This is a genomic window from Mycobacterium hippophais, assembly GCF_027529605.1.
GTDB lineage: Bacteria > Actinomycetota > Actinomycetes > Mycobacteriales > Mycobacteriaceae > Mycobacterium > Mycobacterium arseniciresistens.
On record NZ_JAPZPY010000013.1, the window covers coordinates 81,158 to 100,580 of the forward strand.

Annotated in this window: 23 protein-coding genes and 2 tRNA genes; 8 read left to right on the plus strand and 17 right to left on the minus strand. The window is 69.0% G+C overall.

Annotation, left to right across the window (positions count from 1 at the left end; translation table 11 throughout):
• Positions 1-49 precede the first annotated feature (49 nt).
• Positions 50-994, plus strand: a complete 945-nt coding sequence (locus tag O6P37_RS23425; protein WP_269896396.1) for a prephenate dehydrogenase — start codon at positions 50-52, stop codon at positions 992-994.
• On the opposite strand, the gene O6P37_RS23430 is transcribed toward O6P37_RS23425, so the two are convergent.
• From O6P37_RS23430 to O6P37_RS23450, 5 genes are read right to left on the minus strand one after another with little or no spacing between them, the layout of a single operon-like run.
• Complete coding sequence (locus O6P37_RS23430) at positions 957-1,559, minus strand: putative glycolipid-binding domain-containing protein (protein ID WP_269896331.1); 603 nt, start codon at positions 1,557-1,559, stop codon at positions 957-959. The genes O6P37_RS23425 and O6P37_RS23430 overlap by 38 nt on opposite strands.
• Positions 1,556-2,359, minus strand: coding sequence for an ABC transporter permease (locus O6P37_RS23435; protein ID WP_269896332.1), 804 nt, complete (start codon positions 2,357-2,359; stop codon positions 1,556-1,558). The genes O6P37_RS23430 and O6P37_RS23435 overlap by 4 nt, the downstream gene beginning before the upstream one ends.
• On the minus strand, positions 2,356-3,033 hold the full coding sequence (locus tag O6P37_RS23440) for an ABC transporter permease (RefSeq protein WP_264011568.1): 678 nt from the start codon (positions 3,031-3,033) through the stop codon (positions 2,356-2,358). The genes O6P37_RS23435 and O6P37_RS23440 overlap by 4 nt, the downstream gene beginning before the upstream one ends.
• A gap of 3 nt (positions 3,034-3,036) precedes the next feature.
• The gene (locus tag O6P37_RS23445; RefSeq protein ID WP_269896333.1) at positions 3,037-4,146 is read right to left on the minus strand and encodes an ABC transporter ATP-binding protein; all 1,110 of its coding nucleotides are present in this window, start codon (positions 4,144-4,146) and stop codon (positions 3,037-3,039) included.
• A gap of 4 nt (positions 4,147-4,150) precedes the next feature.
• Positions 4,151-5,104, minus strand: coding sequence for an ABC transporter substrate-binding protein (locus O6P37_RS23450; protein ID WP_269896334.1), 954 nt, complete (start codon positions 5,102-5,104; stop codon positions 4,151-4,153).
• Between the two features lie 199 nt (positions 5,105-5,303).
• Here O6P37_RS23450 and O6P37_RS23455 point away from each other — a divergent pair, with 199 nt between their 5' ends.
• Entirely contained in the window at positions 5,304-5,699 is a 396-nt protein-coding gene (locus O6P37_RS23455) for a LapA family protein (protein ID WP_269896335.1), read from the plus strand.
• Here the strand turns inward: O6P37_RS23455 and O6P37_RS23460 are convergent, their stop codons facing one another.
• Complete coding sequence (locus O6P37_RS23460; RefSeq protein WP_269896336.1) at positions 5,700-6,752, minus strand: phosphotransferase family protein; 1,053 nt, start codon at positions 6,750-6,752, stop codon at positions 5,700-5,702.
• A gap of 9 nt (positions 6,753-6,761) precedes the next feature.
• Positions 6,762-7,361 (minus strand): histidine phosphatase family protein, encoded by a 600-nt coding sequence (locus O6P37_RS23465; protein WP_269896337.1) that lies wholly within the window; start codon positions 7,359-7,361, stop codon positions 6,762-6,764.
• Positions 7,362-7,380: 19 nt separating this feature from the next.
• On the opposite strand from O6P37_RS23465, the gene O6P37_RS23470 reads away from it, so the two are divergent.
• The gene (locus tag O6P37_RS23470; protein ID WP_269896338.1) at positions 7,381-8,142 is read left to right on the plus strand and encodes an SDR family NAD(P)-dependent oxidoreductase; all 762 of its coding nucleotides are present in this window, start codon (positions 7,381-7,383) and stop codon (positions 8,140-8,142) included.
• Positions 8,143-8,147: 5 nt separating this feature from the next.
• Here O6P37_RS23470 and O6P37_RS23475 read toward each other — a convergent pair whose 3' ends face one another.
• Genes O6P37_RS23475 through O6P37_RS23485 form a run of 3 tightly spaced genes read right to left on the minus strand, consistent with a single transcriptional unit; the run spans position 8,148 to position 11,796 of the window.
• Positions 8,148-10,025: an alkyl/aryl-sulfatase gene (locus O6P37_RS23475; protein ID WP_269896339.1), complete on the minus strand. Its 1,878-nt coding sequence runs from the start codon at positions 10,023-10,025 to the stop codon at positions 8,148-8,150.
• 41 nt (positions 10,026-10,066) lie between these two features.
• Complete coding sequence (locus tag O6P37_RS23480) at positions 10,067-10,927, minus strand: NAD(P)-dependent oxidoreductase (protein WP_269896340.1); 861 nt, start codon at positions 10,925-10,927, stop codon at positions 10,067-10,069.
• Positions 10,924-11,796: an NAD(P)-dependent oxidoreductase gene (locus O6P37_RS23485; protein WP_269896341.1), complete on the minus strand. Its 873-nt coding sequence runs from the start codon at positions 11,794-11,796 to the stop codon at positions 10,924-10,926. Before O6P37_RS23485 ends, O6P37_RS23480 begins: the two co-directional genes overlap by 4 nt.
• Before the next feature lie 94 nt (positions 11,797-11,890).
• Between O6P37_RS23485 and O6P37_RS23490 the strand changes: the two genes are divergently transcribed.
• Positions 11,891-12,229 carry a winged helix-turn-helix transcriptional regulator gene (locus tag O6P37_RS23490; protein ID WP_269896342.1) on the plus strand — a complete coding sequence of 113 codons (339 nt, stop codon included), beginning with the start codon at positions 11,891-11,893 and terminating at the stop codon, positions 12,227-12,229.
• Positions 12,230-12,232: 3 nt separating this feature from the next.
• Here the strand turns inward: O6P37_RS23490 and zwf are convergent, their stop codons facing one another.
• The 4 genes from zwf to O6P37_RS23510 are packed head-to-tail and all read right to left on the minus strand — an operon-like array spanning position 12,233 to position 15,090.
• Positions 12,233-13,750 carry a glucose-6-phosphate dehydrogenase gene (gene zwf / locus O6P37_RS23495; protein WP_269896343.1) on the minus strand — a complete coding sequence of 506 codons (1,518 nt, stop codon included), beginning with the start codon at positions 13,748-13,750 and terminating at the stop codon, positions 12,233-12,235.
• A 47-nt stretch (positions 13,751-13,797) separates the two neighbouring features.
• The gene (locus tag O6P37_RS23500; RefSeq protein ID WP_264011556.1) at positions 13,798-14,211 is read right to left on the minus strand and encodes a hypothetical protein; all 414 of its coding nucleotides are present in this window, start codon (positions 14,209-14,211) and stop codon (positions 13,798-13,800) included.
• On the minus strand, positions 14,204-14,707 hold the full coding sequence (locus O6P37_RS23505) for a metallophosphoesterase family protein (RefSeq protein WP_269896344.1): 504 nt from the start codon (positions 14,705-14,707) through the stop codon (positions 14,204-14,206). The genes O6P37_RS23500 and O6P37_RS23505 overlap by 8 nt, the downstream gene beginning before the upstream one ends.
• Positions 14,707-15,090: a nuclear transport factor 2 family protein gene (locus O6P37_RS23510; protein ID WP_269896345.1), complete on the minus strand. Its 384-nt coding sequence runs from the start codon at positions 15,088-15,090 to the stop codon at positions 14,707-14,709. Before O6P37_RS23510 ends, O6P37_RS23505 begins: the two co-directional genes overlap by 1 nt.
• Before the next feature lie 115 nt (positions 15,091-15,205).
• On the opposite strand from O6P37_RS23510, the gene O6P37_RS23515 reads away from it, so the two are divergent.
• Complete coding sequence (locus O6P37_RS23515) at positions 15,206-16,516, plus strand: Rossmann-fold NAD(P)-binding domain-containing protein (RefSeq protein WP_269896346.1); 1,311 nt, start codon at positions 15,206-15,208, stop codon at positions 16,514-16,516.
• Positions 16,517-16,536: 20 nt separating this feature from the next.
• Here the strand turns inward: O6P37_RS23515 and O6P37_RS23520 are convergent.
• Positions 16,537-16,609, minus strand: a tRNA-Arg gene (locus O6P37_RS23520).
• Between the two features lie 41 nt (positions 16,610-16,650).
• Positions 16,651-16,739: transfer RNA gene (locus tag O6P37_RS23525), tRNA-Ser, on the minus strand.
• Between the two features lie 96 nt (positions 16,740-16,835).
• Between O6P37_RS23525 and hisC the strand changes: the two genes are divergently transcribed.
• Entirely contained in the window at positions 16,836-17,891 is a 1,056-nt protein-coding gene (gene hisC / locus O6P37_RS23530) for a histidinol-phosphate transaminase (protein ID WP_269896347.1), read from the plus strand.
• The gene (locus O6P37_RS23535) at positions 17,888-18,358 is read left to right on the plus strand and encodes a DUF4334 domain-containing protein (RefSeq protein WP_264011552.1); all 471 of its coding nucleotides are present in this window, start codon (positions 17,888-17,890) and stop codon (positions 18,356-18,358) included. Before hisC ends, O6P37_RS23535 begins: the two co-directional genes overlap by 4 nt.
• Here the strand turns inward: O6P37_RS23535 and O6P37_RS23540 are convergent.
• Entirely contained in the window at positions 18,355-18,927 is a 573-nt protein-coding gene (locus O6P37_RS23540) for a TIGR03086 family metal-binding protein (RefSeq protein WP_269896348.1), read from the minus strand. The genes O6P37_RS23535 and O6P37_RS23540 overlap by 4 nt on opposite strands.
• A 41-nt stretch (positions 18,928-18,968) precedes the next feature.
• On the opposite strand from O6P37_RS23540, the gene O6P37_RS23545 reads away from it, so the two are divergent.
• Positions 18,969-19,415, plus strand: coding sequence for a hypothetical protein (locus tag O6P37_RS23545; protein ID WP_269896349.1), 447 nt, complete (start codon positions 18,969-18,971; stop codon positions 19,413-19,415).
• Positions 19,416-19,423 lie beyond the last annotated feature (8 nt).

Here is a 19,423-nt window from a genome sequence, read left to right on the forward strand (position 1 = left end):
TCTGCCGCCCCGCGCGGTGTGCCAACCTGGAACGGTGACAACTGTCCCCGTGTGCGTTCTGGGTCTCGGTCTGATCGGCGGTTCGGTGATGCGTGCCGTCGCCGCGGCCGGGCGCGAGGTCTTCGGCTACAACCGGTCGGTGGAGTCCGCCCAGGCCGCGCGGTTCGACGGTTTCGACGCCGGCGAGAACCTCGGCGAGGTGCTCAGCCGGGCGGCCGACAGCGGCGCACTGATCGTGCTCGCCGTGCCGATGCCCGCGCTGCCGATCATGCTCGGCCACATCCGCGACGTCGCCCCGGACTGCCCACTGACCGACGTCATCAGCGTCAAGACCGCGGTGCTGCGTGAGGTCGACGAGTTCGGCTTGACCGCGAACTTCGTCGGGGGTCATCCGATGACGGGCACCGCGCACTCCGGCTGGACGGCGGGCGACGCCCGGCTGTTCGTCGGCGCCCCGTGGGTGATCAGTGTGGACGACCACGTCGACCCGGACGTCTGGGCGCTGGTGATGGACCTCGCCCTGGCATGCCACGCGGTGATCGTGCCCGCCCGCTCCGACGAGCACGACGCCGCGGCGGCCGCGATCTCGCACCTCCCGCATCTGCTGGCCGAGGCGCTGGCCGTCACCGCGGGCGAGGTGCCGCTGGCGTTCGCGCTGGCCGCCGGCTCGTTCCGGGACGGCACCAGGGTGGCGGCCACCGCACCGGACCTGGTGCGGGCGATGTGCGAGGCCAACGCCGACCAGCTGCTGCCCGCCCTCGACCGCACCATCGACCAGCTCACGCACGCCCGCGATGCACTGTCAACCCACGCGTCGACGGCGGAACTGGTGGAGGCGGGTCACGCCGCCCGCATGCGCTACGACAGCTTCAGCCGTCCGGAGATCGTCGCCACGACGATCGGCGCGGACGGCTGGCGCGAGGAGCTCGCCGCGGCCGGACGCGCCGGCGGGGTGATCAGATCCGCTCTGCGAGTCCGGGATAGTCGAGGATGAAGCCGTCGGAGTCGACGCTCACCGTGGTCTCGGCGGCCGGCGAATGCAGCTTGATGTCGCCGGGGCCGTCGCTGCTGTAGCTGATCGACGCCGACTCCACCGACAGCTCCGGCAGCCGCACGTAGACCACCGGCACCACGATCGAATCGGCGGCCTGGTACAGGCCGGTGCGCCGGATCGGCAGCGCGTTGAAGAACGGGCTGAAGATCACGTCGACGTCCAGCGCGCCGTCGAAAGCCGCCCGCTTCGTCTGGTTCTGGTGGTCCTGGATCAACCACATGTTCTCTTCGTCCCGCGCGATCGACAGCTGCCGCTCGCGCTCGGCGAGAGTGACCGTCAGGGAGAGCCGTTTCGTCCCGCCGCGGTCATCGGTGACCAGGTCGTAGGACGCAGAGAACGCCGGGTGCGAATCCGTGGCCGCGGCGACGATCCGGCCGTAGGCCTTGATGCGGTTGCCCGAGAGCTGCACGCGGACGGACTCCATCCGCGGTACGTCGTGCGCTCGCCACGTCAGCACGGCCGGCCAGGCGTTCGCCGTCTGCTCAGAGCGATCTGCTTCACTCACCCTTCTACCGTAGGCGAAGGGCGCGCCCGCGCGTAACCGGCTGCCGAACTGTCAGAAACAGACTTCTCCGCGCGCGGCCGCGACTCCAGATCGATCTCGTCGCCGAGGAACGGCTGGGGCATCCGGCGCCTACCGCCCGGGAGCCGTCCGCTGCCCGGAACCGACGCCCACACCGCGAACGCGAGCAGCGCGTCGAGGATCAGGGCGAGCGCGGTCACCATCAATGCGCCGACCAGAGCCAGGTAGAACTCGCGCACCTTGATGCCGTCGATCAGGTAGCGGCCGAGCCCGCCGAGACTGGCGTACGCGGCGACCGTAGCGGTCGCCACGATCTGCAGCGTCGCCGTGCGCAGTCCGCTGAGGATCAGCGGCAGCGCGTTGGGGGCCTCGACGCGCAGCAGCACCTGCGTCTCGGTCATGCCCATCGACCGCGCCGCGTCCACCACCGTGCGGTCGACGTTCGCGATCCCGGAGTAGGTGCCCGCCAGCAGCGGCGGGATGCCGAGCAGCAGCAGCGCCACCGTCGGCGGCACCAGGCCCAGCCCCCACAGCAGCACGCCGAGCAGCAGCACACCGAGTGTGGGCAGCGCGCGCAGCGCGTTGACGCCGGAGACCACCAGGAAGGTGCCGCGGCCGGTGTGGCCGATCAGCATGCCCACGGGAACGGCGATCAGCGCGGAGAACACGACGGCGACCGCGGTGTACTCGAGGTGTTCGACGATCCGCGCGGTCAGGCCGTCGGCGCCCGACCAGTTCGCGCCGGTGAAGATGTAGGCGAGCGCCTCCTGCAGGAAGTTCATGCCGCCACACCCGTCTGCGGGCGGGCCACCCGCGGCGCCTGGTTCGCCCTGGTCCACGGGGTGAGCGCGCGGCCCGCGAGCATGATCAGGGTGTCGACGACGATCGCCAGCACGAAGATCGCGATGATGCCCGCGATGATCTGGTCACTCTTGTTGGCCTGGTAGCCCTCGGTGAACCAGGTGCCGAGTCCGCCGATGCCGATCACCGAACCGACCGACACCATCGAGATGTTCGTCACCGCCACCACCCGCAGGCTCGCGATCAGGACCGGGACGGCGAGCGGCAGTTCGACCTTGATCATCCGGCTCAGCGGCTTGTAACCCACGGCGGTGGCGGCGTCGAGCACGGCGGGCGACACGGCGTCCAGCGCCTCGGGCACTGCGCGCACCAACAGCGCGACGGTGTAGAGCGTCAGCGCCACGATCACGTTCGCCTCGTCGAGGATCCGGGTCGGGATGAGCAGCGGCAGCACCACGAACAGCGCCAGCGACGGGATGGTGAAGATGATGCTCGCGGTGACCGTCGTCAGCCGGCGCAGCGCCGTGGTGCGCTGCACCACCGCGCCCAGCGGCACGGCGATCACCAGGCCCAGCACGATCGGGATGAGCGAGAGCCGCAGGTGGATGATCGTCAGGGCCCACAGGTCGTCGAGGTGGGTGAGCAGATATCGCACAGGTCAGCCCAGCTCCGGGACGCGCCGCTGTTCCCTCAGCGCCGCCAGCACGTCGTCGGCGCGGACCCCGCCGATCAGCTGGCCGTCCTCGTCGACGGCCACACCAAGCCCCGACGGCGACGACAGTGCCGCGTCCAGCGCGAGCCGCAGCGTGCCGTCCGGGCGATAGAAGGAGCCACCGCCGATCGTGCAGTCATAGAGGTCGTTGCCCTTGCGGTGCAGTGCGACGCCCTCGGCGTTCATCCATGCATACGGTTTGCCGTCGGCGTGGGTGATCAGCACCCACTCGTCTCGGCCGAGGTCCAGCCCGTCGATCTCCACCTCGGTGACGTGCCTGATGTCGTGCAGCGGCAGCCCGCTGGACTGGAAGAACTGCAGGCCCCGGTAGCCGCGGTCGGCGCCGACGAATCCCGACACCAGTTCGTTGGCCGGGTTGGACAACACGAACGAGGGTTCGGCGTACTGCTGCAGCACCCCGCCACGGCCGAACACCGCCACCTTGTCCCCGAGCTTCACCGCCTCGTCGATGTCGTGGGTGACGAAGACGATGGTCTTGCGCAGTTCGCTCTGCAGCCGCAGGATCTCGGCCTGCAGGTCCTCGCGCACCACCGGGTCGACGGCCGAGAACGGCTCGTCCATCAGCAGGATCGGCGGGTCGGCCGCCAGCGCCCGGGCCACCCCGACGCGCTGCTGCTGACCACCCGAGAGCTGCGCCGGGTACCGGTCGGCCAGCTTGGGGTCCAGCCCGACGCGTTCCATCACGCCCAGCGCCGCCTTTCGGGCGCTGCGCCGTGACTCGCCGCGCAGCACCGGCACCGTGGCGACGTTGTCGACGACGCGCAGGTGCGGCATCAGGCCCGCGCTCTGGATGACGTACCCGATGCCCAGTCGCAGCTTCACCGCGTCGACCTTGGTGACGTCCTCACCGTCCACGGTCAGCGTGCCGGAGGTGGGATCGATCATCCGGTTGATCATCCGCATCGACGTGGTCTTGCCGCAGCCGGACGGCCCGACGAAGACGGTGAGCGTGCCCGCGGGCACCTCCAGCGTCAGATCGTCGACGGCGACGGTGCCGTCGGGGTAGCGCTTGGTGACGTTGGTGAAGGTGATCATTCGCCTACTTCCCGATCGGCTGGTCGAAGCCGTTGTCGCGCAACCACTTCTCGGCCGCCTCGTCGGGATCGACGCCCTGGTTGCCCTCGACGGAGCCGTTGAGTTCGATGAGCCCCTCGGTGCTGAGCTTGGCGCTGACCGCGTCCAGCACGGTCTTGAGGTCGTTGGACATCTTCTGCGACGCGACCAGCGGCACCACGTTGGCGGCGAGGAAGTTGTTCTTCGGATCCTCGAGCACGACGAGGTTGTCCTTCTCGATCGCCGGCGAGGTGCTGAAGATGTTGGCGGCGGTGACGGTTCCGTCGGTCAGCGCGCGCACGGTCGCCGGCCCGCCGCCGTCGTTGATCGACAAGAAGTTGCCGGGGGCGATCTTCAGCCCGTATTTGGCGTCGAGGCCGGGCAGCCCCTCCTTGCGGGTCTGCCACTCCGACGGGCCACCCATCTTCACCTCCGGCGAGTGGGTGGCCAGGTCGGCGATCGTCTTGAGATTCCACCGCTGAGCGGTGGCCTCTGAGACCGCGACGGTGTCCTTGTCCTCGGCCGGCGACGGGTTGAGGATCGACAGGTCGCCCGGCAGCGCGCGCAGCAGCCCGAGCACCACCGCGTCGGGTGTGGTGACCTCGGCCTCCTTGTCGAAGTACTGCAGCAGGTTGCCGGTGTACTCCGGGATCAGGTCGATCGAATGGTCTTGCACCGCAGGGATGTAGACCTCGCGGCTGCCGATGCCCATCTGCTTGCGCACCGTGAAGCCGTTGGTCTCCAGCACCTGCGCGTAGATCTCGGCGAGGATCTTGGACTCGGTGAAGTCGGCGGAGCCCACCGCGATCGTCTTGAGGTCGCCCGAGACGGCGCCGCCGCCGAGCGGGTTGGAACTGCCACATGCGGTGAGCACCACCGCGAGTAACACCACGGCCGCCCGGCCTGCGGCCACCGCCAGCCGGTCACGCGTTCTCGACATGGCGAACGTCCTCTCCGGAGCCTTGGGGGCCTGCGCTCGTCAGGACCCTAGCGGCATGCGGGCGGTGCTGCCGGGCTTTGGTGCACCGTGAGCAGGACTCCGCGGACGGCCCAACGCCCGGCGAACAGCGCCGATGACACGTCGATTACGGCAGGTGCGGGTGGTTTCGCAAACCCTGGGAAGGGGCAATGATGAGGCTATGAGCACCGATCCCTACGGGGCGCCGACGGGGTCGACACCCCAACCCCTCGGCCCGCCGAACCCCGGTCCCCCCAGCCCGGGTGACGTCGAACCGCTGCCGCACCAGCCCGCGGCGGCCGCCGATGTGAAGGAAGTGAAGTTCACCCGGGCGGCCGCGCTGTGGTCGGCGGTGATCATCGGGCTGCTGGTCCTGATCGTGCTGCTGATCTTCATCGCGCAGAACACCGAGTCGGCGCAGTTCGCGTTCCTCGGCTGGAGCTGGAGCCTGCCACTGGGTGTGGCGATCCTCGGCGCCGCGGTGTGCGGTGGGTTGCTGACCGTCGCCGTCGGGACGGTGCGCCTCTTCCAGCTGCGCAAAGCAGCCAAACGCAACCTCAAGGCCGCGCGGCGATAGTCACCAACCCTCGGTGGTCAACGCCTCGAGACCGGCGGTGATCAGCGGGGCGACGGCCTCGCCGACGTTGTCGGGGCCCGCCGCGCCCATCCGGGAGCGGTAGTCGATGCCCGCGGCGATGATCGCCAGCTTGAAGTACGCCAGCCCCATGTAGAAGCTCCAGTTCGCCAGCGGCTGACCCGAGATCGTCGAGTACCGCTCGGCCATCTCGTCGGCCGTCGGCAGCAGCGGCGACGCCCAGGCCGCCTCGTTGTGCACGTAGTTGAACGTCGGGTGGCGGTACACGCACATCAGCGCGGCGTCGCTGAGCGGATCGCCCAGGGTCGACATCTCCCAGTCCAGCACCGCGCGCACCGTGGTGGCATCGGTGGCGTCGAGGATGGTGTTGTCGATCCGGAAGTCGCCGTGCACGATCGACGCCCGGCTCTGTGCCGGCACCGCCGCGCCGAGCGCCTGATGCAGCCGGGCGACATCGGCGTCACGGGGATCGTCGTCGTGGCGGACCAGCTCCCACTGTGAACCCCACCGCCGGACCTGGCGTTCGAGGTAGCCGTCGGGCTTGCCGAAGTCGGACAGCCCGACCGCCGCGGGGTCGACGGCGTGCAGGTCGGCCAGCGCCTGGATCAGCGCGGTGACACACCAGTCGAGCGTCTCGCGGTCGCCGAGCGCCTCGAGTTCGTCGGCGGTGCGCACCACGCGGCCCTCGACGTGCTCGACCATCTGAAACGGCGCGCCCAGCACGGAGTCGTCGTTGCGCATGGTGACGGCGCGGGCCACCGGCACCGGAGTGTCGGCGAGCGCGGCGACCACCCGGTATTCGCGGGCCATGTCGTGCGCCGACGGCGTGAGGCCGTGCAGCGGCGGACGGCGCAGCACCCACTTCGAGGCGTCGTCGAAGACCAGGAAGGTCAGGTTGGACCGGCCGCCGGCGATGAGCTCGCCCCGCAGCTCACCGGTGCGGGCAATGCCTTCGCCGCGCAGATGGCGGTCCAGCGCGTCGAGGTCGAGGCCCTCCAGTGAATCGGCACCCTCAGGGGAAACATCCGTTGTCACGGCACTTGTCTACCATCGCTGATTCCTGGGGAGCAGATCCCATACGTGTTCGGTCCCGTTGACCGACGCCACCCCCAGCTTTCCCTCCCGCGAGGACAACAGCCGGGTGATCCCCGCGTAGTCGACCTGCACGCACAGCAGTCGCCGGGTCTCCATGAGGCTGTGCACCAGCGCGTTGATGACGCCGCCGTGGCTGAACAGCGCGACGGTGTCCTCGTGGTCAGCCGCCGCGACGATGTCGGCGACGCCGTCGAGCACCCGGGCGATGAAGGCCTCCTCGTCCACACCACCGGGCAGGTGGCCGTCGATGAGCCGCTGCACGTCCTCCTGCGAGGCCTCCTCGATCGGCGTGTAGTGCGACAGGTCGCGGTCGTACTCGGCCAACCGGTCGTCGATGTCGATGGCGAGCCCGAGTGCGTCGGCGACGGGCTGCGCGGTCTGCACGGCGCGGCGCTGCGGGCTGCTCACCAGCCGGGTGACGGGGAAGCGCTTGAGCGCCTCGGGCAGCCGCGCGGCCTGCTCGATTCCTGCCTCGGAGAGCTCCGGGTCCGATCCCTGACCGGGTTCGCTGCGATGCGGTAGCGCATGTCGGATCACAAGCAGTTGCACCGTGACACCATAGGGGGCCATGGGTTACGCCGACGAACTGTTCGATCTCACCGGCCGGGTGGTGCTCGTCACCGGCGGCAGCCGGGGGCTGGGCCGCGAGATCGCCTTCGGCGCGGCGCGGTGCGGCGCCGATGTGGTGATCGCCAGTCGCGACCTGGAGTCGTGTGCGGCGACGGCCGAGGAGATCGGGGCGGCGACCGGTCGCTCGGTGCTGGCCTATCAGGTGCACGTCGGCCGGTGGGAGCAGCTCGACGGCCTCGTCGACGCCGTCTACGACCGGTTCGGCAAGCTCGACGTGCTGGTGAACAACGCGGGCATGTCACCGCTGTACGACTCGTTGTCGTCGGTCACCGAGAAGCTCTACGACGCGGTGTTCAACCTCAACGTCAAAGGGCCGTTCCGGCTCTCGGCGCTGATCGGCGAGCGGATGGTCGCCGACGGCGGCGGGGTGATCGTCAACGTCAGCTCCTCGGGGTCGCTGCGTCCCGACCCGCACATGCTGCCCTACGCCGCCGCGAAGGCCGGGTTGAACACGCTGACCGAGGGCCTGGCCAAGGCGTTCGGCCCGACCGTGCGGGTCAACACGCTGATGGCCGGACCCTTCCTCACCGATGTCAGCAAGGCGTGGGACTTCTCGGACGTCGAGCGCCCGTTCGGCCACCTGGCCCTGCAGCGCGCCGGCGAGCCGGTCGAGATCGTCGGCGCGGCACTGTTCCTGATGTCGGATGCGTCCAGCTTCACCACCGGTTCGATCCTGCGGGCCGACGGCGGCCTGCCCTAGGGCCGCTACGGGGTGACGATGTCGAAGTTCGGGTCCGGCCGGTCCAGCACGCTCACCAACTGCTGCAGCACGGCCGGGTCGCCGCCGATGTCCAGGCCGGGCGAGGTGAAGTCGCCGGAGGCGAGCGCCAGGAACCGGCCCTTGGTCTGCGCGGTCAGGGTGACCGCGGCGGTGGCCGGATCGGCGACGACCCTGCGGTGCACCAGCACCCCGTTGCGCAGCGTCAACCGGTAGTTGGCGTCGAGGTCGGCGAAGGTGATGTCGAGGGTCAGGTCGAGGTCCCAGGCGCTCGGCCCGTTGATGTTGATGGCCAGGCTGTCGAAGATCTGCTCGGGGGTCAGCTGAGCCAGCAGGGTGGGCGCGTCGGTCGCGGTCGGCGTGCCGAAGTTGCCGTCGCTGAGTTCGGTCGCGCCGGCCAGGAAGAAGTTGCGCCAGGGGCCGTTCTCCGCGCCGTAGGCCATCTGCTGCAGCGTGTCGGCGTAGAGCGCGCGTGCCGCGGCGTGGGTCTGATCGGTGAACATGGCATGATCCAGTAGCGTTGCTGCCCAACGGTAGTCGCCGTCGTCGAACGCCTGCTGCGCGATCTCGACGAGCCGGTCCAGACCGCCGATCGCCTCGACGTAGCGCGGGCCCGCCGCCTCGGGCGGATGCTGCCACAGCCTGCCCGGGTTCCCGTCGAACCAGCCCATGTAGCGCTGGTAGACGGCCTTGACGTTGTGGCTCACCGAGCCGTAGTAGCCGTGCGCATGCCAGGCCCGCTCCAGCGCGGGCGGCATCTCGAAGGTCTCGGCGATCTCGATGCCGGTGTGCCCCTGATTGAGCCGGCGCAGCGTCTGGTCGTGCAGGTAGGCATACAGGTCCCGTTGCAGCGACAGGTATTCGACGATGCGCTCGCGGCCCCACGTCGGCCAGTGGTGCGAGGCGAACACCACGTCGGCGCGGTCGACGAAGGTGTCGATGGCCTCGGTCAGGTACCCGGCCCAGCCGTGCGGGTCGCGCACAAGCGCGCCCCGCAGCGTCAGCAGGTTGTGCAGGTTGTGGGTGGCGTTCTCGGCCATGCACAGCGCCCGGTACCTCGGGAAGTAGAAGTGCATCTCGGCGGGCGCCTCGGTGCCGGGCGCCATCTGGAACTCGATCTCGACGCCGTCGACGGTGTGCGTCTCCCCGGTGGCCCGAATGTCGATCGTCGGCACGATGATGCCCACCTCACCGGTGGACGGTGTCTGGCCCAGTCCGCAGCCGACCTGCCCTCGCGGTCCGCGGTCGAGCGCGGCGCCGTACATGTAGCCCGCGCGCCGCGCCATCGCCGTTCCGGCGTAGACGTTCTCCTGCACAGCGTGTTCGGTGAAGTGCTCGGGTGCGATGACGGCGACCCTGCCCGCGTCCACGTCGGCCTGCGTGGTCACGCCGAGCACGCCGCCGAAGTGGTCGACGTGGCTGTGGGTGTAGATCACTGCGCTGACCGCGCGATCTCCCCGATGCGCGCGATACAGCGCCAGCGCCGCGGCGGCGGTCTCGGTCGACACCAGCGGATCGATGACGATGATGCCGGTGTCGCCCTCGATGAAGCTGATGTTTGACAAGTCGAGGCCGCGCACCTGGTAGACCCCTTCGACCACCTCGTAGAGGCCCTGCGTGGCGACCAGCCGGCTCTGCCGCCACAGGCTCGGGTGCACCGAGGTCGGGGCATCCCCGGTCAGGAACGAATAGCTGTCGTTGTCCCAGACCACCCGGCCGTCGGCGGCCGTCACCACACACGGTTGCAGCGCGGCGATGAAGCCCCGGTCTGCATCCTCGAAATCTCTTGTGTCGTCGAACGGCAGCGTTGTCAGGTGCTCCCGGTGGGCGGACTCGATGACGGCACTCGGCGGCTTCTGCTCCATATTGACGACCCTGCCACCGAATGGCCCGCCGCGGGTGCGGATCAGGCCTTCAAATACGCACCGACCCGGCTGATCTCGTCGCCGCCGTGCCCGTCGGCGACCGCCGCGTCGGTGTAGCGCCGCAACGCCTCCAGTGCCGACGCGTCGACACCCGCGTCGCGCGACGCCGCGATCAGGTGTGCCAGCGATGCGGCGAGTGAGGACACCGGGGCGGTCACGTCGCCGTGCCGGCCGTCCTCGATGCGTCCGGCGAGTTCGTCGACGATCGGCGCCAGGATGGTGACGATGCCCTGCGCGTGCGGCAGCAGCTCCCGCGGCGTGATCCCGTTGCCGCGGGCCACCGAGAAGGAATGCAGCACACCGCTGATCGACGTCCAGAAGAAGTCGAGCAGCGCCATGTCGTAGCCGGCGGCACGGCCGACGTCCTCGCCCACCCAGGACGTTCTGCCGAGTGCCTCCAGCGCATCGCGGTGGGTGTCGTACTCCTGCCGCGGCCCGGCGAACAGGATGCCCGCGTCGCGGCTGCCGATGGTGTCGGTCGGCGTCATGATGGCGCCGTCGAGGTAGCGCCCGCCCAGCTTGTCCACCACCGTCGCGGTGGCGCGCGCCGCGGCGGGGGTGTCGGAGCTCAGCCCGACGACGGTGTGGCCGTCGACGGCGTCCCCGGCGATGTCGAGCACTGCGTCGGTGGCGCCGTGGTCGACGACGTTGATCAGCGTGAGATCGCTCGCGGCGATTGCGAGAGCCGGAGTGCCTGCCCAGGCCGCACCGCGGGCCAGCACGCCGTCGGCCTTCGATGCGGTGCGGTTCCACACGGTGACAGGGTGACCGGCGTCGAGCAGTGCGCCGGTGAGCGCCTGCCCCATCGGTCCGAGCCCTAGGACGGTGACATTCATGCTCATGCTGCCGGCCGCCGAATGCTCTCGATGACGCGTGCGAAACCCTGCGCGCCATGGCCACTGTCGATCTGGCGGTGGATCAGTCGCTGCACCACGTCCACCACCTCGGTGCTGATGCCGGCGCCGCGGCTGGCGTCGAGGATCTCGGTGATGTCGGAGAAGTCCAGGCTCTGCTGGCCGGGCACCGTGTAGTCACCGCCGTCGATCACCTCGGCGAACTCGCTGAGCGCGGGCAGCACGGCCTGCAGCCACCCGATCGCCCGCCCGGCGAACTCCTTGGCGGGCATGCCTGCGGTGCCCGCCAGTGCGGCGCCGTGGAAGAAGCCGGCGAACATCACGTACATGGTGGACAGCAGCGCGAGGTCGTGCAGGGACGCCGACCCGGCGTCGTCACCGAAATACTCTCCTGCACCCCAGGTCTGCAGCAGCGGTCGGACGTCGTCGAACAGTGCGCGCGATCCGCTGTAGTAGATCAGCGAGCCGGGCGTGCCGATCATCTCGGGCACGGCCATGATGCCGCCGTCGAGGTATTCGACGTGGTGTTCGGCCGCCCAGGCCGCGAGTTCGCGCGCCCCCTGCGGTGACGTCGTGGTCAGGTTCACCAGCCGCCGGCCGTTCAGCCGGTCTGCCACCGGATCGAGCACCGTGCGCACCGACGCCGCGTCGAAGAGGCACGCCACGATCACGTCGGCGCCGTCGACCGCCTCGTCGACTGTCGCCGCGACGCGCGCCCCGTCGCCGGCGAGTGCGCCTGCACGGTCGGGAGTGCGGTTCCAGACGGTGACGCGGTGACCCGCGGCGAGGGCGGCGCGCACGAGGGCGGAACCCATCGCGCCGGTGCCAAGGAAGGTGACTGTGTGTGTCGGTGTCATGGCACCATCGTCGAGAGACGCGGAGTTCTCGACAAGTACCCACTAAAAAGTGCCATACTCACCAAAAGGTAAGTAATGGCACTGAGGAGCGGCGATGGCACAGATGGGACAGTTCACCTGCGGGCTGGACGCGGCGATGGCCGTGGTGGACGGCAAATGGAAGCCCCTGATCCTGTGGGAACTGCAGGGCGGGCCGAAGCGGTTCAACGTGCTGCACCGCAGCCTGGTCGGCATCTCGCAGAAGATGCTGACGCAGCACCTCAAGGAACTGCAGCGGCACGGCGTGGTGCACCGCGAGAGCTACCACGAGGTGCCGCCGCGGGTGGAGTACTCGATGACCCCGGCGGGCGTCGAACTGCTCGCCGCGCTCGAACCGCTCGGCAATTGGGCCGAGCGGCACATCGACCTCATCAGCTGCCCCGAAACAGCTTGAGGCTCAACCCTTCTTCTCGCGCCAGGCCCGCTCGAACGGCAGTCGCCACGCATTGGGCGCGATCAACTGGTGGATCGCATTCGGGCCCCAGGTGCCCGGCTGGTAGAGCTTCACCGCGGGTGGGTCGTCCAGCAGTGGCGTCGACCGGTCCCACAGCGATTCGATGCCCTCGGCGGTGGTGAACAGCGTGTGGTCCCCGCGCATCGCGTCGAGGATCAGCCGCTCGTAGGCCTCGAGCACGTCGGCCTCGTATTCCGTTTCCTGCGTGGAGAACTGCATCGACAGCTTCTCGAGTTTCATGCCGGGCCCCGGACGCTTGCCGTAGAACGACAGGGACACCTTCGAGTTGTCGGCCAGGTCGAACGTTAGGTGGTCCGGCCCCTGCGAGCCGACACCCGAACCCGCCGGGAACATCGTGCGCGGCGCCTCCTTGAAGGCGATCGAGATGATGCGCTGACCCTCGGCCATCTTCTTTCCGGTGCGCAGGTAGATCGGCACCCCGGCCCACCGCCAGTTGTCGATGCCGACCTTCAGCGCGATGAAGGTCTCGGTCTCCGAGTCCCGCGCCACGCCGTCCTCTTCGCGGTAGCCGGCGTACTGCCCGCGCACCACGTCCGAGGGATCCACCGGCAGCATCGACCGGAAGACCTTGTTCTTCTCCTCGCTGATCGCCCGGGGCTCCAGCGCGGTCGGCGGCTCCATCACCACGAACGCCATCACCTGGAACAGGTGGGTGACGACCATGTCCTTGAAGGCGCCGGTGCTCTCGTAGAAATTCGCCCGCTCATCGAGGCCGAGTTTCTCGGGGATGTCGATCTGGATGTGGTCGATGAAGTTGCGGTTCCAGATCGGCTCGAAAAGGCCGTTGGCGAACCGGAAGGCCAGGATGTTCTGCGCCGCCTCCTTGCCCAGGAAGTGGTCGATGCGGAAGATCTGCGATTCGTCGAACGTCTCGTGCACGAAGTCGTTGAGTTCGACGGCGCTGGCAAGGTCGGTCCCGAACGGCTTCTCCATCACCACGCGGGACCGGGCGACCAGGTCGGCGTCGTTGAGCATCGTGATGACGGCCTTCGCGGCCTTCGGCGGCACCGACAGGTAGTGCAGCCGCCGGGTGTCCGGCCCCATCTCGGATTCGGCCTCGTGGACGGCCGCCGCGAGCGCGTCCGGGCCCGCGCCCTGCGGCACGTAGGTGATGCGGCTCGCGAAGCCGGCCCACTGCTCCTCGGTCATCGCGTGGTCGCCGAAGGCGTCGACGGCCTCCTTGGTCAGCTCGCGGAATTCATCCTCGGACAGGTCCTCGAGCGACGTGCCGACCACCCGGATCTTCGGCGCCAGCGCCGAGAGCACCAGGTAGGCCATGCCGGGAAGCAGCTTGCGCTTCGCGAGGTCGCCGGTGGCGCCGAAGAGCACAATGACGTGCGGGTCGAGCTTCTCGCCGTCGCGCCGGTGCGGGCGCGAGCCGGGCGCCGGATAGGCGATCGACTGGGGCTTGGACTGGGAACTCTTCGACTCGGGGGCCACGCCTGCCGATGATGTCACTCCCGAGGCGTGGACGCAGTGTGTTGCCGTCAGTCGCCCCGATCGGCCAACCAGCGTTCACCACGGCGTTTGGATGCCCGCGACAGCCAGGCGTCCTGGATCAGCTCGGTCAGTTCGGCCCGCCCGATCCGGCCGATCTCGCTGCCGCGCACCAGCACCGAGAGGTGACCGTCGAAGCGTTCGGTGGTGAAGAACGGCGACCCGGGATCCTGGATCAGGGACAGCTTGTCCATCTCGGACTCCACCCAGATCATGATCACGTCGGGATGGCGCTGACCGGTGTCCGGGTCGGCGGCGTCGGGCTGCGGCGTGCGGAAGAACACGAACGACTTCCCGCCCACCTGGTAGATGGCGTTGCCCTTGGGTCCCTCGACCCGGGTGGTGTGCGGCATGGCCGACGCGATCTCGTGGACGTCGCTCACCCGGGCCGGGCGGTCACGCACGGCGCTCCAGGCGGTGCAGCGTCACCTCGGACAGCGCGCCGTCGGCGACCGTCGCCGTCATGTAGGTGCAGTGCGGCTGACGGCGGCGGTCGGTCGGCGAACCCGGGTTGAGCAGTCGCAGTCCGGTTTCCGCCGTCGTGTCCCACGGGATGTGGCTGTGGCCGAACACCAGCACGTCGGAGTCGGGGTACTCACGCGCCATCCGCGCGTCGCGCCCGGCCGACGCGCCCGTCTCGTGCACGACGGTGAACCGCACGCCGCCGAGCGTGACGTCCGCCCGTTCGGGCAGCCGGGACCGCAGGTCGTCGCCGTCGTTGTTGCCCCAACAGGCGACCAGCCGTTTCGAGCGCTGTTCCAATTCGTCGAGCAGTGCCGCCTGCACCCAGTCACCGGCGTGGATCACGACGTCGGCCCGATCGACCTCGTCCCACACCTGCTGGGGCAGGTCGCGCGCCCGCTTCGGCAGGTGGGTGTCGGAGATGAGCAGCAGCCGCATCACGCGCCCAGCAGCTCGGCCATCTTCGGGATCACGGTCTGCAGCGCCTTGAACGGCCGCAGCATCACCTTGAACTCGGTGATCAGCCCGTCGTCGTTCCAGGTGATCATGTCGACACCGTTGACGTGGACGCCGTCGATGTCCGCGACGAACTCCAGCACCGCGGAACGCTCGCCGAACCACTGGCCGACGTAGCGGAAGTCGTTGCCACCGAACAGCTTCGCCGCCGCTCGCAGATACATGGCGGTCTTGTCGCGGCCCTCCTGCGCAGTGAACACGGCGGGCGAGTAGAACACGGCGTCATCGGCGAGCAGATCCTCGATCCGGGCGTCGCCGTCGCCTTCGACGGTGTCGATCCAGCGCTGGATCACCGGGGGTGTCATGCAGCGAGATTAGCGCGGGTGCTCACCGCGGATCGGCGGTGTCGGCGACGCCGATTGCGGGTACTGCGCCTTCGTGCCGTGCGGTCGACGCAACGGCGACGGAGGAAGGGGTGGCGTGGCAAGGATCGCGCTGGTCGTCGGTGGCACCGGGATGGCCGGGAACGCCGTCGTGCCCCATCTGCTGAACGACTGCGGGGCGGAGTACGACGCGGTGCTGTGCCTGTCGCGCAACGTCGACTCATCGACTTTCGCCTCGCGGACCATGCGTCCGTATGTGCCCGTCGCGTCCAATCTCGACGATAGGGACGAACTGGTCGAGAGCCTCCGCGCGGCCGGTTCCCCCGAGGTCACCGACGTCTACTGGTTCGCCGAGGCCAACCGGCCTCTCGAGCTTGGGGATGCGCGGGTGCTGCGGGGCCTCCTCGCCCTGACCGACTCGCTCTCCCCTGCCGTCCACGCCATGTTGAAGGTCAGCCCGAAAATCGTGCTCGACCAGGTGTACGGCTTACAGGCGAGGCTCGCGGGAAGCGGTGTGAACGCCCGCAACCAGCTGTGGATGGGCAACGTCCTGGACGCGCTGAAGGAGATCGGAGCGCCACTGCAGGTCTTCGTGCTCGGCACCGGCGGCAAACACTATGGGATGCACTTGGGACCCACACTGTGGCCGCGCTACTCCTCGCCGTTCTATGAGGACAGCACGCACGGCCCCGGCCCGCTCAGCTATTTCGACGCTCAGTCGTTCGTCCGGGAACGCGCTGCGGCGGACGGGTTCACGTGGAACGAGGTGCGGCCGTCGTTCATCCTCGGCCTCCCGCCGGAACTCAATCCGAAGACGCAGTCGTTCGGCATCGCGCTCGCCACGTACGCCTCGGTGCTCAAGGCGCAAGGCAGGGAGCTGATGTTCCCGGGTCCGCAGAGCAGCTACCACGCGATGAACAACCTGAGCACGTCGGAGAAGATCGCCGAGGTGGCCGCGTGGAGCACCGCTCATCCCAATCAAGCGTTCAACTGCCCGTCCTGCCCGCCGTTCAGTTGGAGTCAGGCCTGGGAGGGAATCGCCGGGTGGTTCGGGATGGAGCCCGCCGATCCCGCCCACGATCTGCTCGGTGACGCGTCAGAGTCGCTGGCCGGGCCGGACGCCGCGCAGACCTGGCAGCGGATGCAGTCGGCGCACTCGCTTGCCGGGCACGATCTCGGCGCCCTGCTGAACTACTCGTTCCTCGACAAGAGCTTCATGGTCGGACACGATGCCGTTTACGACACCACCAAGCTCGAGGAGTTCGGGTTCCCACCAGACCGCGTCTACGAGTATCGAAGCGGGGAAGAGTGCGTCATCGCCTTCCTCGAGCGGCTGGTGGAGGAGCGGGTGATTCCGCACCCCTCCGACGTCCTGCCAGAACCGCAACCCACGAGTGACCGCCGGTGAGAAACGCGCGGCTGAGAGTGTGCGCCCGAAGGGATTCGAACCCCTAACCTTCTGATCCGTAGTCAGATGCTCTATCCGTTGAGCTACGGGCGCCCGGTGTTCAGTTATGTGTGTGGCTGACGCGTCAGCCGCGGCGGAGGCGAGAGGATTTGAACCTCCGGTCCCCTTTAAGGGGGACAACTCATTAGCAGTGAGTCCCATTCGGCCGCTCTGGCACGCCTCCCGACGAATTACCGCCGAGCGCACAGAGTACACACCGGCCACCGGTGGAAGCAAAGTCACTTCCCGGGCCGAAACCCGCCGCCCCTATGCTGGTCAGGTGACCGCCCGCCTCCGTCCCGTGCTGGCCGACATCCCGGCATACACAGCGGGCAAGACGGTGCCCGGAGCCATCAAGATCGCCAGCAACGAGACCGTGCACGGCCCGCTGCCCAGCGTGCGCGCGGCGATCGCGCAGGCCGTCGACAACCTCAACCGCTACCCCGACAACGGCAACGTCGAGCTCCGCGAACACCTCGCCAAGTACACCGGCTTCGCGCCCGAGAACATCTCGGTGGGCTGCGGCTCGGTCAGCCTGTGCCAGCAGCTGGTGCAGATCACCTCCTCGGTCGGTGACGAGGTGCTGTTCTGCTGGCGCAGCTTCGAGATCTACCCGCTGCAGATCCGCACGGCCGGCGCCACCCCCGTGCAGGTGCCGCTGCGCGACCACACCCACGACCTCGACGCGATGCTCGCCGCGATCACCGACCGCACCCGGCTGATCTTCGTCTGCAACCCGAACAATCCGACGAGCACCGTCGTCGACCCCGAGGCGCTGGCCCGCTTCGTCGCCGCGGTGCCGCCGCACATCCTGGTCGCCATCGACGAGGCCTACGTAGAGTTCATCCGCGACGGTCTGCTGCCCGACAGCTTCGGCCTGGTCCGGGCGCACCGCAATGTGGTGGTGCTGCGCACTTTCTCGAAGGCCTACGGCCTGGCCGGGCTGCGCGTCGGCTACGCCGTGGCCGACCCGGACGTCGCCACCGCGCTCGCCAAGGTCTACGTCCCGTTCAGTGCCACCAGCATCTCCCAGGCCGCGGCCATCGCCTCGCTGGAGGCCGCCGACGAACTGCTGGCCCGCACCGACGAGGTGGTGGCCGAACGCGCCAGGGTGAGCGCGGCACTCCGCGACGCCGGATACGACCTGCCGCCGTCGCAGGCCAACTTCGTGTGGCTGCCGCTGGCCGGCCGCACGCTGGACTTCGTGGCGCGGGCCGCCGACAACCGGTTGGTGGTGCGCCCCTACGGTGAGGACGGCGTCCGGGTCACCGTCGCCTCGCCCGCCGAGAACGACGCCTTCCTCGAATTCGCCGCCGCCTGGATCGGAGACCGATGACCGACACCACCACCGCCCGTCAGCAGTTCGTCGAGTTGACCTCGCGGACCGGCGAGATCGCCGACGCGGAACTCGACGAGTTCTGGGCGACGCTGGCGCCGGTGACCATCGACTTCCTGATCGGCGAGTGGAAGGGCGGCGAATTCCAGACCGGCCACAAGGCCAACGGCTTCATGAACCGGCTGAACTGGTTCGGCAAGACGTTCCACTCGGCCGCCGACGCCAAGCCGCTGGTGTGCCTGGACGCCGACGGCAACAAGTTCTCCAACACCGAGGCGATGAAGGGCGAGGCCAGCCTCTGGATGGAGGAGTTCCGCGGCGAGGTGACCGCGACGATGGTCTACGACGGCAGGCCGGTGCACGACCACTTCAAGAAGGTCGACGACAACACGATGCTGGGCATCATGAACGGCAAGGGCGCCCTCGACGGCACCCGCTACCTGTACTTCTGGCTCGAGCGGGTCTAGACGCGGCGGCCGGTGAAGGCCAGCAGGCGCTGCAGCGGGGTGGCGTCGTCGAGCACGTCGACGGGATCGTCGAAACCGGCGGTCTTGCGGCCCTCGGGCGTGACGATCTTGCGCGTCAGGTCGTAGACGTAGTCGGTCAGCGAGTCGGGGGCGTCGAACGGGCGACCGATCGCCTGGGCGTAATCCCAGCCGTGCACCAGGAATTCGATCGACAGGATGCCCGCGAGCACCTTCGCGGGCGTCTCCCGCGAGCCCGCCGTGCCGTCCAGCCCGCGCCTGCGCCACGCGTCCAGCGCCGGCCTCGCCGTGGCGATCACCTGACGCTCCACCGAGTCGTCCCGGTTGCGCTCGGGCAACTCCGCACCCGCGGCGCCACCGAGGGCGGTGATCGACCCGAGCAGATGGTCGGTCAGGCTCGCGACGTCGTACTCGCGGCACGGCGTCTGCTTGGTCAGGTCGTCGTCGGCGATGCCGTGTACCACCTGCTGCAACACGACGAGCGATCGCTCGGCAGCGTCGAGTTCGTCGAGCGGCGGTGAATCCGGTCCGGGACGCAAGTCAGGGGCCATGCCTCCTACGCTACGACGCCGGACCGCCTATCGTTGCCCAGATGAAGACCCGTATGCGGGTGGCGGCGACAGCGCTGATCGCCGCCGGCGTCCTGGCCGGCTGTTCGAACACCACCACCGGCACGGTCGCACAGACCACCGAGCCCGGCCCGCCGCTGTCGTCGCCGGCGACACCGGACGCACCCACCGGGTTGCCCGCCATTCCCGGATTGCCGCAGATTCCGGGCATGCCCGATTTCAAGATCCCGGGGCTGCCGGGGTCGACGCCGGTGCCGGAGGTGCCCGCCCCGCCGAACGCCACGACGATGACGTGCTCGGAGTACCAGGGCCTCGACGAGGCCACCCGGCTCGCGGTGATCAAGGCGATACTCGCCGAGCAGGCCAGCGGGATCGACGAGCCGTGGGTCGCGCAGATCATGGCCGACGCCATGTGCCAGATCCTGCCGGACTCCCCGGTGCGTGACGCCGTGCTCGGACCGGGCGGATAGCCGGGCGA

What these genes read in the sequence shown, in the direction of transcription:
- O6P37_RS23450 (WP_269896334.1), bottom strand. Translation starts at nt 5,104, where the DNA reads ATGTCGAGAACGCGTGACCGGCTGGCGGTGGCCGCAGGCCGGGCGGCC.
- O6P37_RS23455 (WP_269896335.1), top strand. Translation starts at nt 5,304, where the DNA reads ATGAGCACCGATCCCTACGGGGCGCCGACGGGGTCGACACCCCAACCC.
- O6P37_RS23485 (WP_269896341.1), bottom strand. Translation starts at nt 11,796, where the DNA reads ATGACACCGACACACACAGTCACCTTCCTTGGCACCGGCGCGATGGGT.
- O6P37_RS23480 (WP_269896340.1), bottom strand. Translation starts at nt 10,927, where the DNA reads ATGAGCATGAATGTCACCGTCCTAGGGCTCGGACCGATGGGGCAGGCG.
- O6P37_RS23535 (WP_264011552.1), top strand. Translation starts at nt 17,888, where the DNA reads ATGACCGACACCACCACCGCCCGTCAGCAGTTCGTCGAGTTGACCTCG.
- O6P37_RS23510 (WP_269896345.1), bottom strand. Translation starts at nt 15,090, where the DNA reads ATGACACCCCCGGTGATCCAGCGCTGGATCGACACCGTCGAAGGCGAC.
- O6P37_RS23435 (WP_269896332.1), bottom strand. Translation starts at nt 2,359, where the DNA reads ATGAACTTCCTGCAGGAGGCGCTCGCCTACATCTTCACCGGCGCGAAC.
- O6P37_RS23490 (WP_269896342.1), top strand. Translation starts at nt 11,891, where the DNA reads ATGGCACAGATGGGACAGTTCACCTGCGGGCTGGACGCGGCGATGGCC.
- O6P37_RS23470 (WP_269896338.1), top strand. Translation starts at nt 7,381, where the DNA reads ATGGGTTACGCCGACGAACTGTTCGATCTCACCGGCCGGGTGGTGCTC.
- O6P37_RS23505 (WP_269896344.1), bottom strand. Translation starts at nt 14,707, where the DNA reads ATGCGGCTGCTGCTCATCTCCGACACCCACCTGCCGAAGCGGGCGCGC.
- O6P37_RS23475 (WP_269896339.1), bottom strand. Translation starts at nt 10,025, where the DNA reads ATGGAGCAGAAGCCGCCGAGTGCCGTCATCGAGTCCGCCCACCGGGAG.
- O6P37_RS23545 (WP_269896349.1), top strand. Translation starts at nt 18,969, where the DNA reads ATGAAGACCCGTATGCGGGTGGCGGCGACAGCGCTGATCGCCGCCGGC.
- O6P37_RS23445 (WP_269896333.1), bottom strand. Translation starts at nt 4,146, where the DNA reads ATGATCACCTTCACCAACGTCACCAAGCGCTACCCCGACGGCACCGTC.
- O6P37_RS23540 (WP_269896348.1), bottom strand. Translation starts at nt 18,927, where the DNA reads ATGGCCCCTGACTTGCGTCCCGGACCGGATTCACCGCCGCTCGACGAA.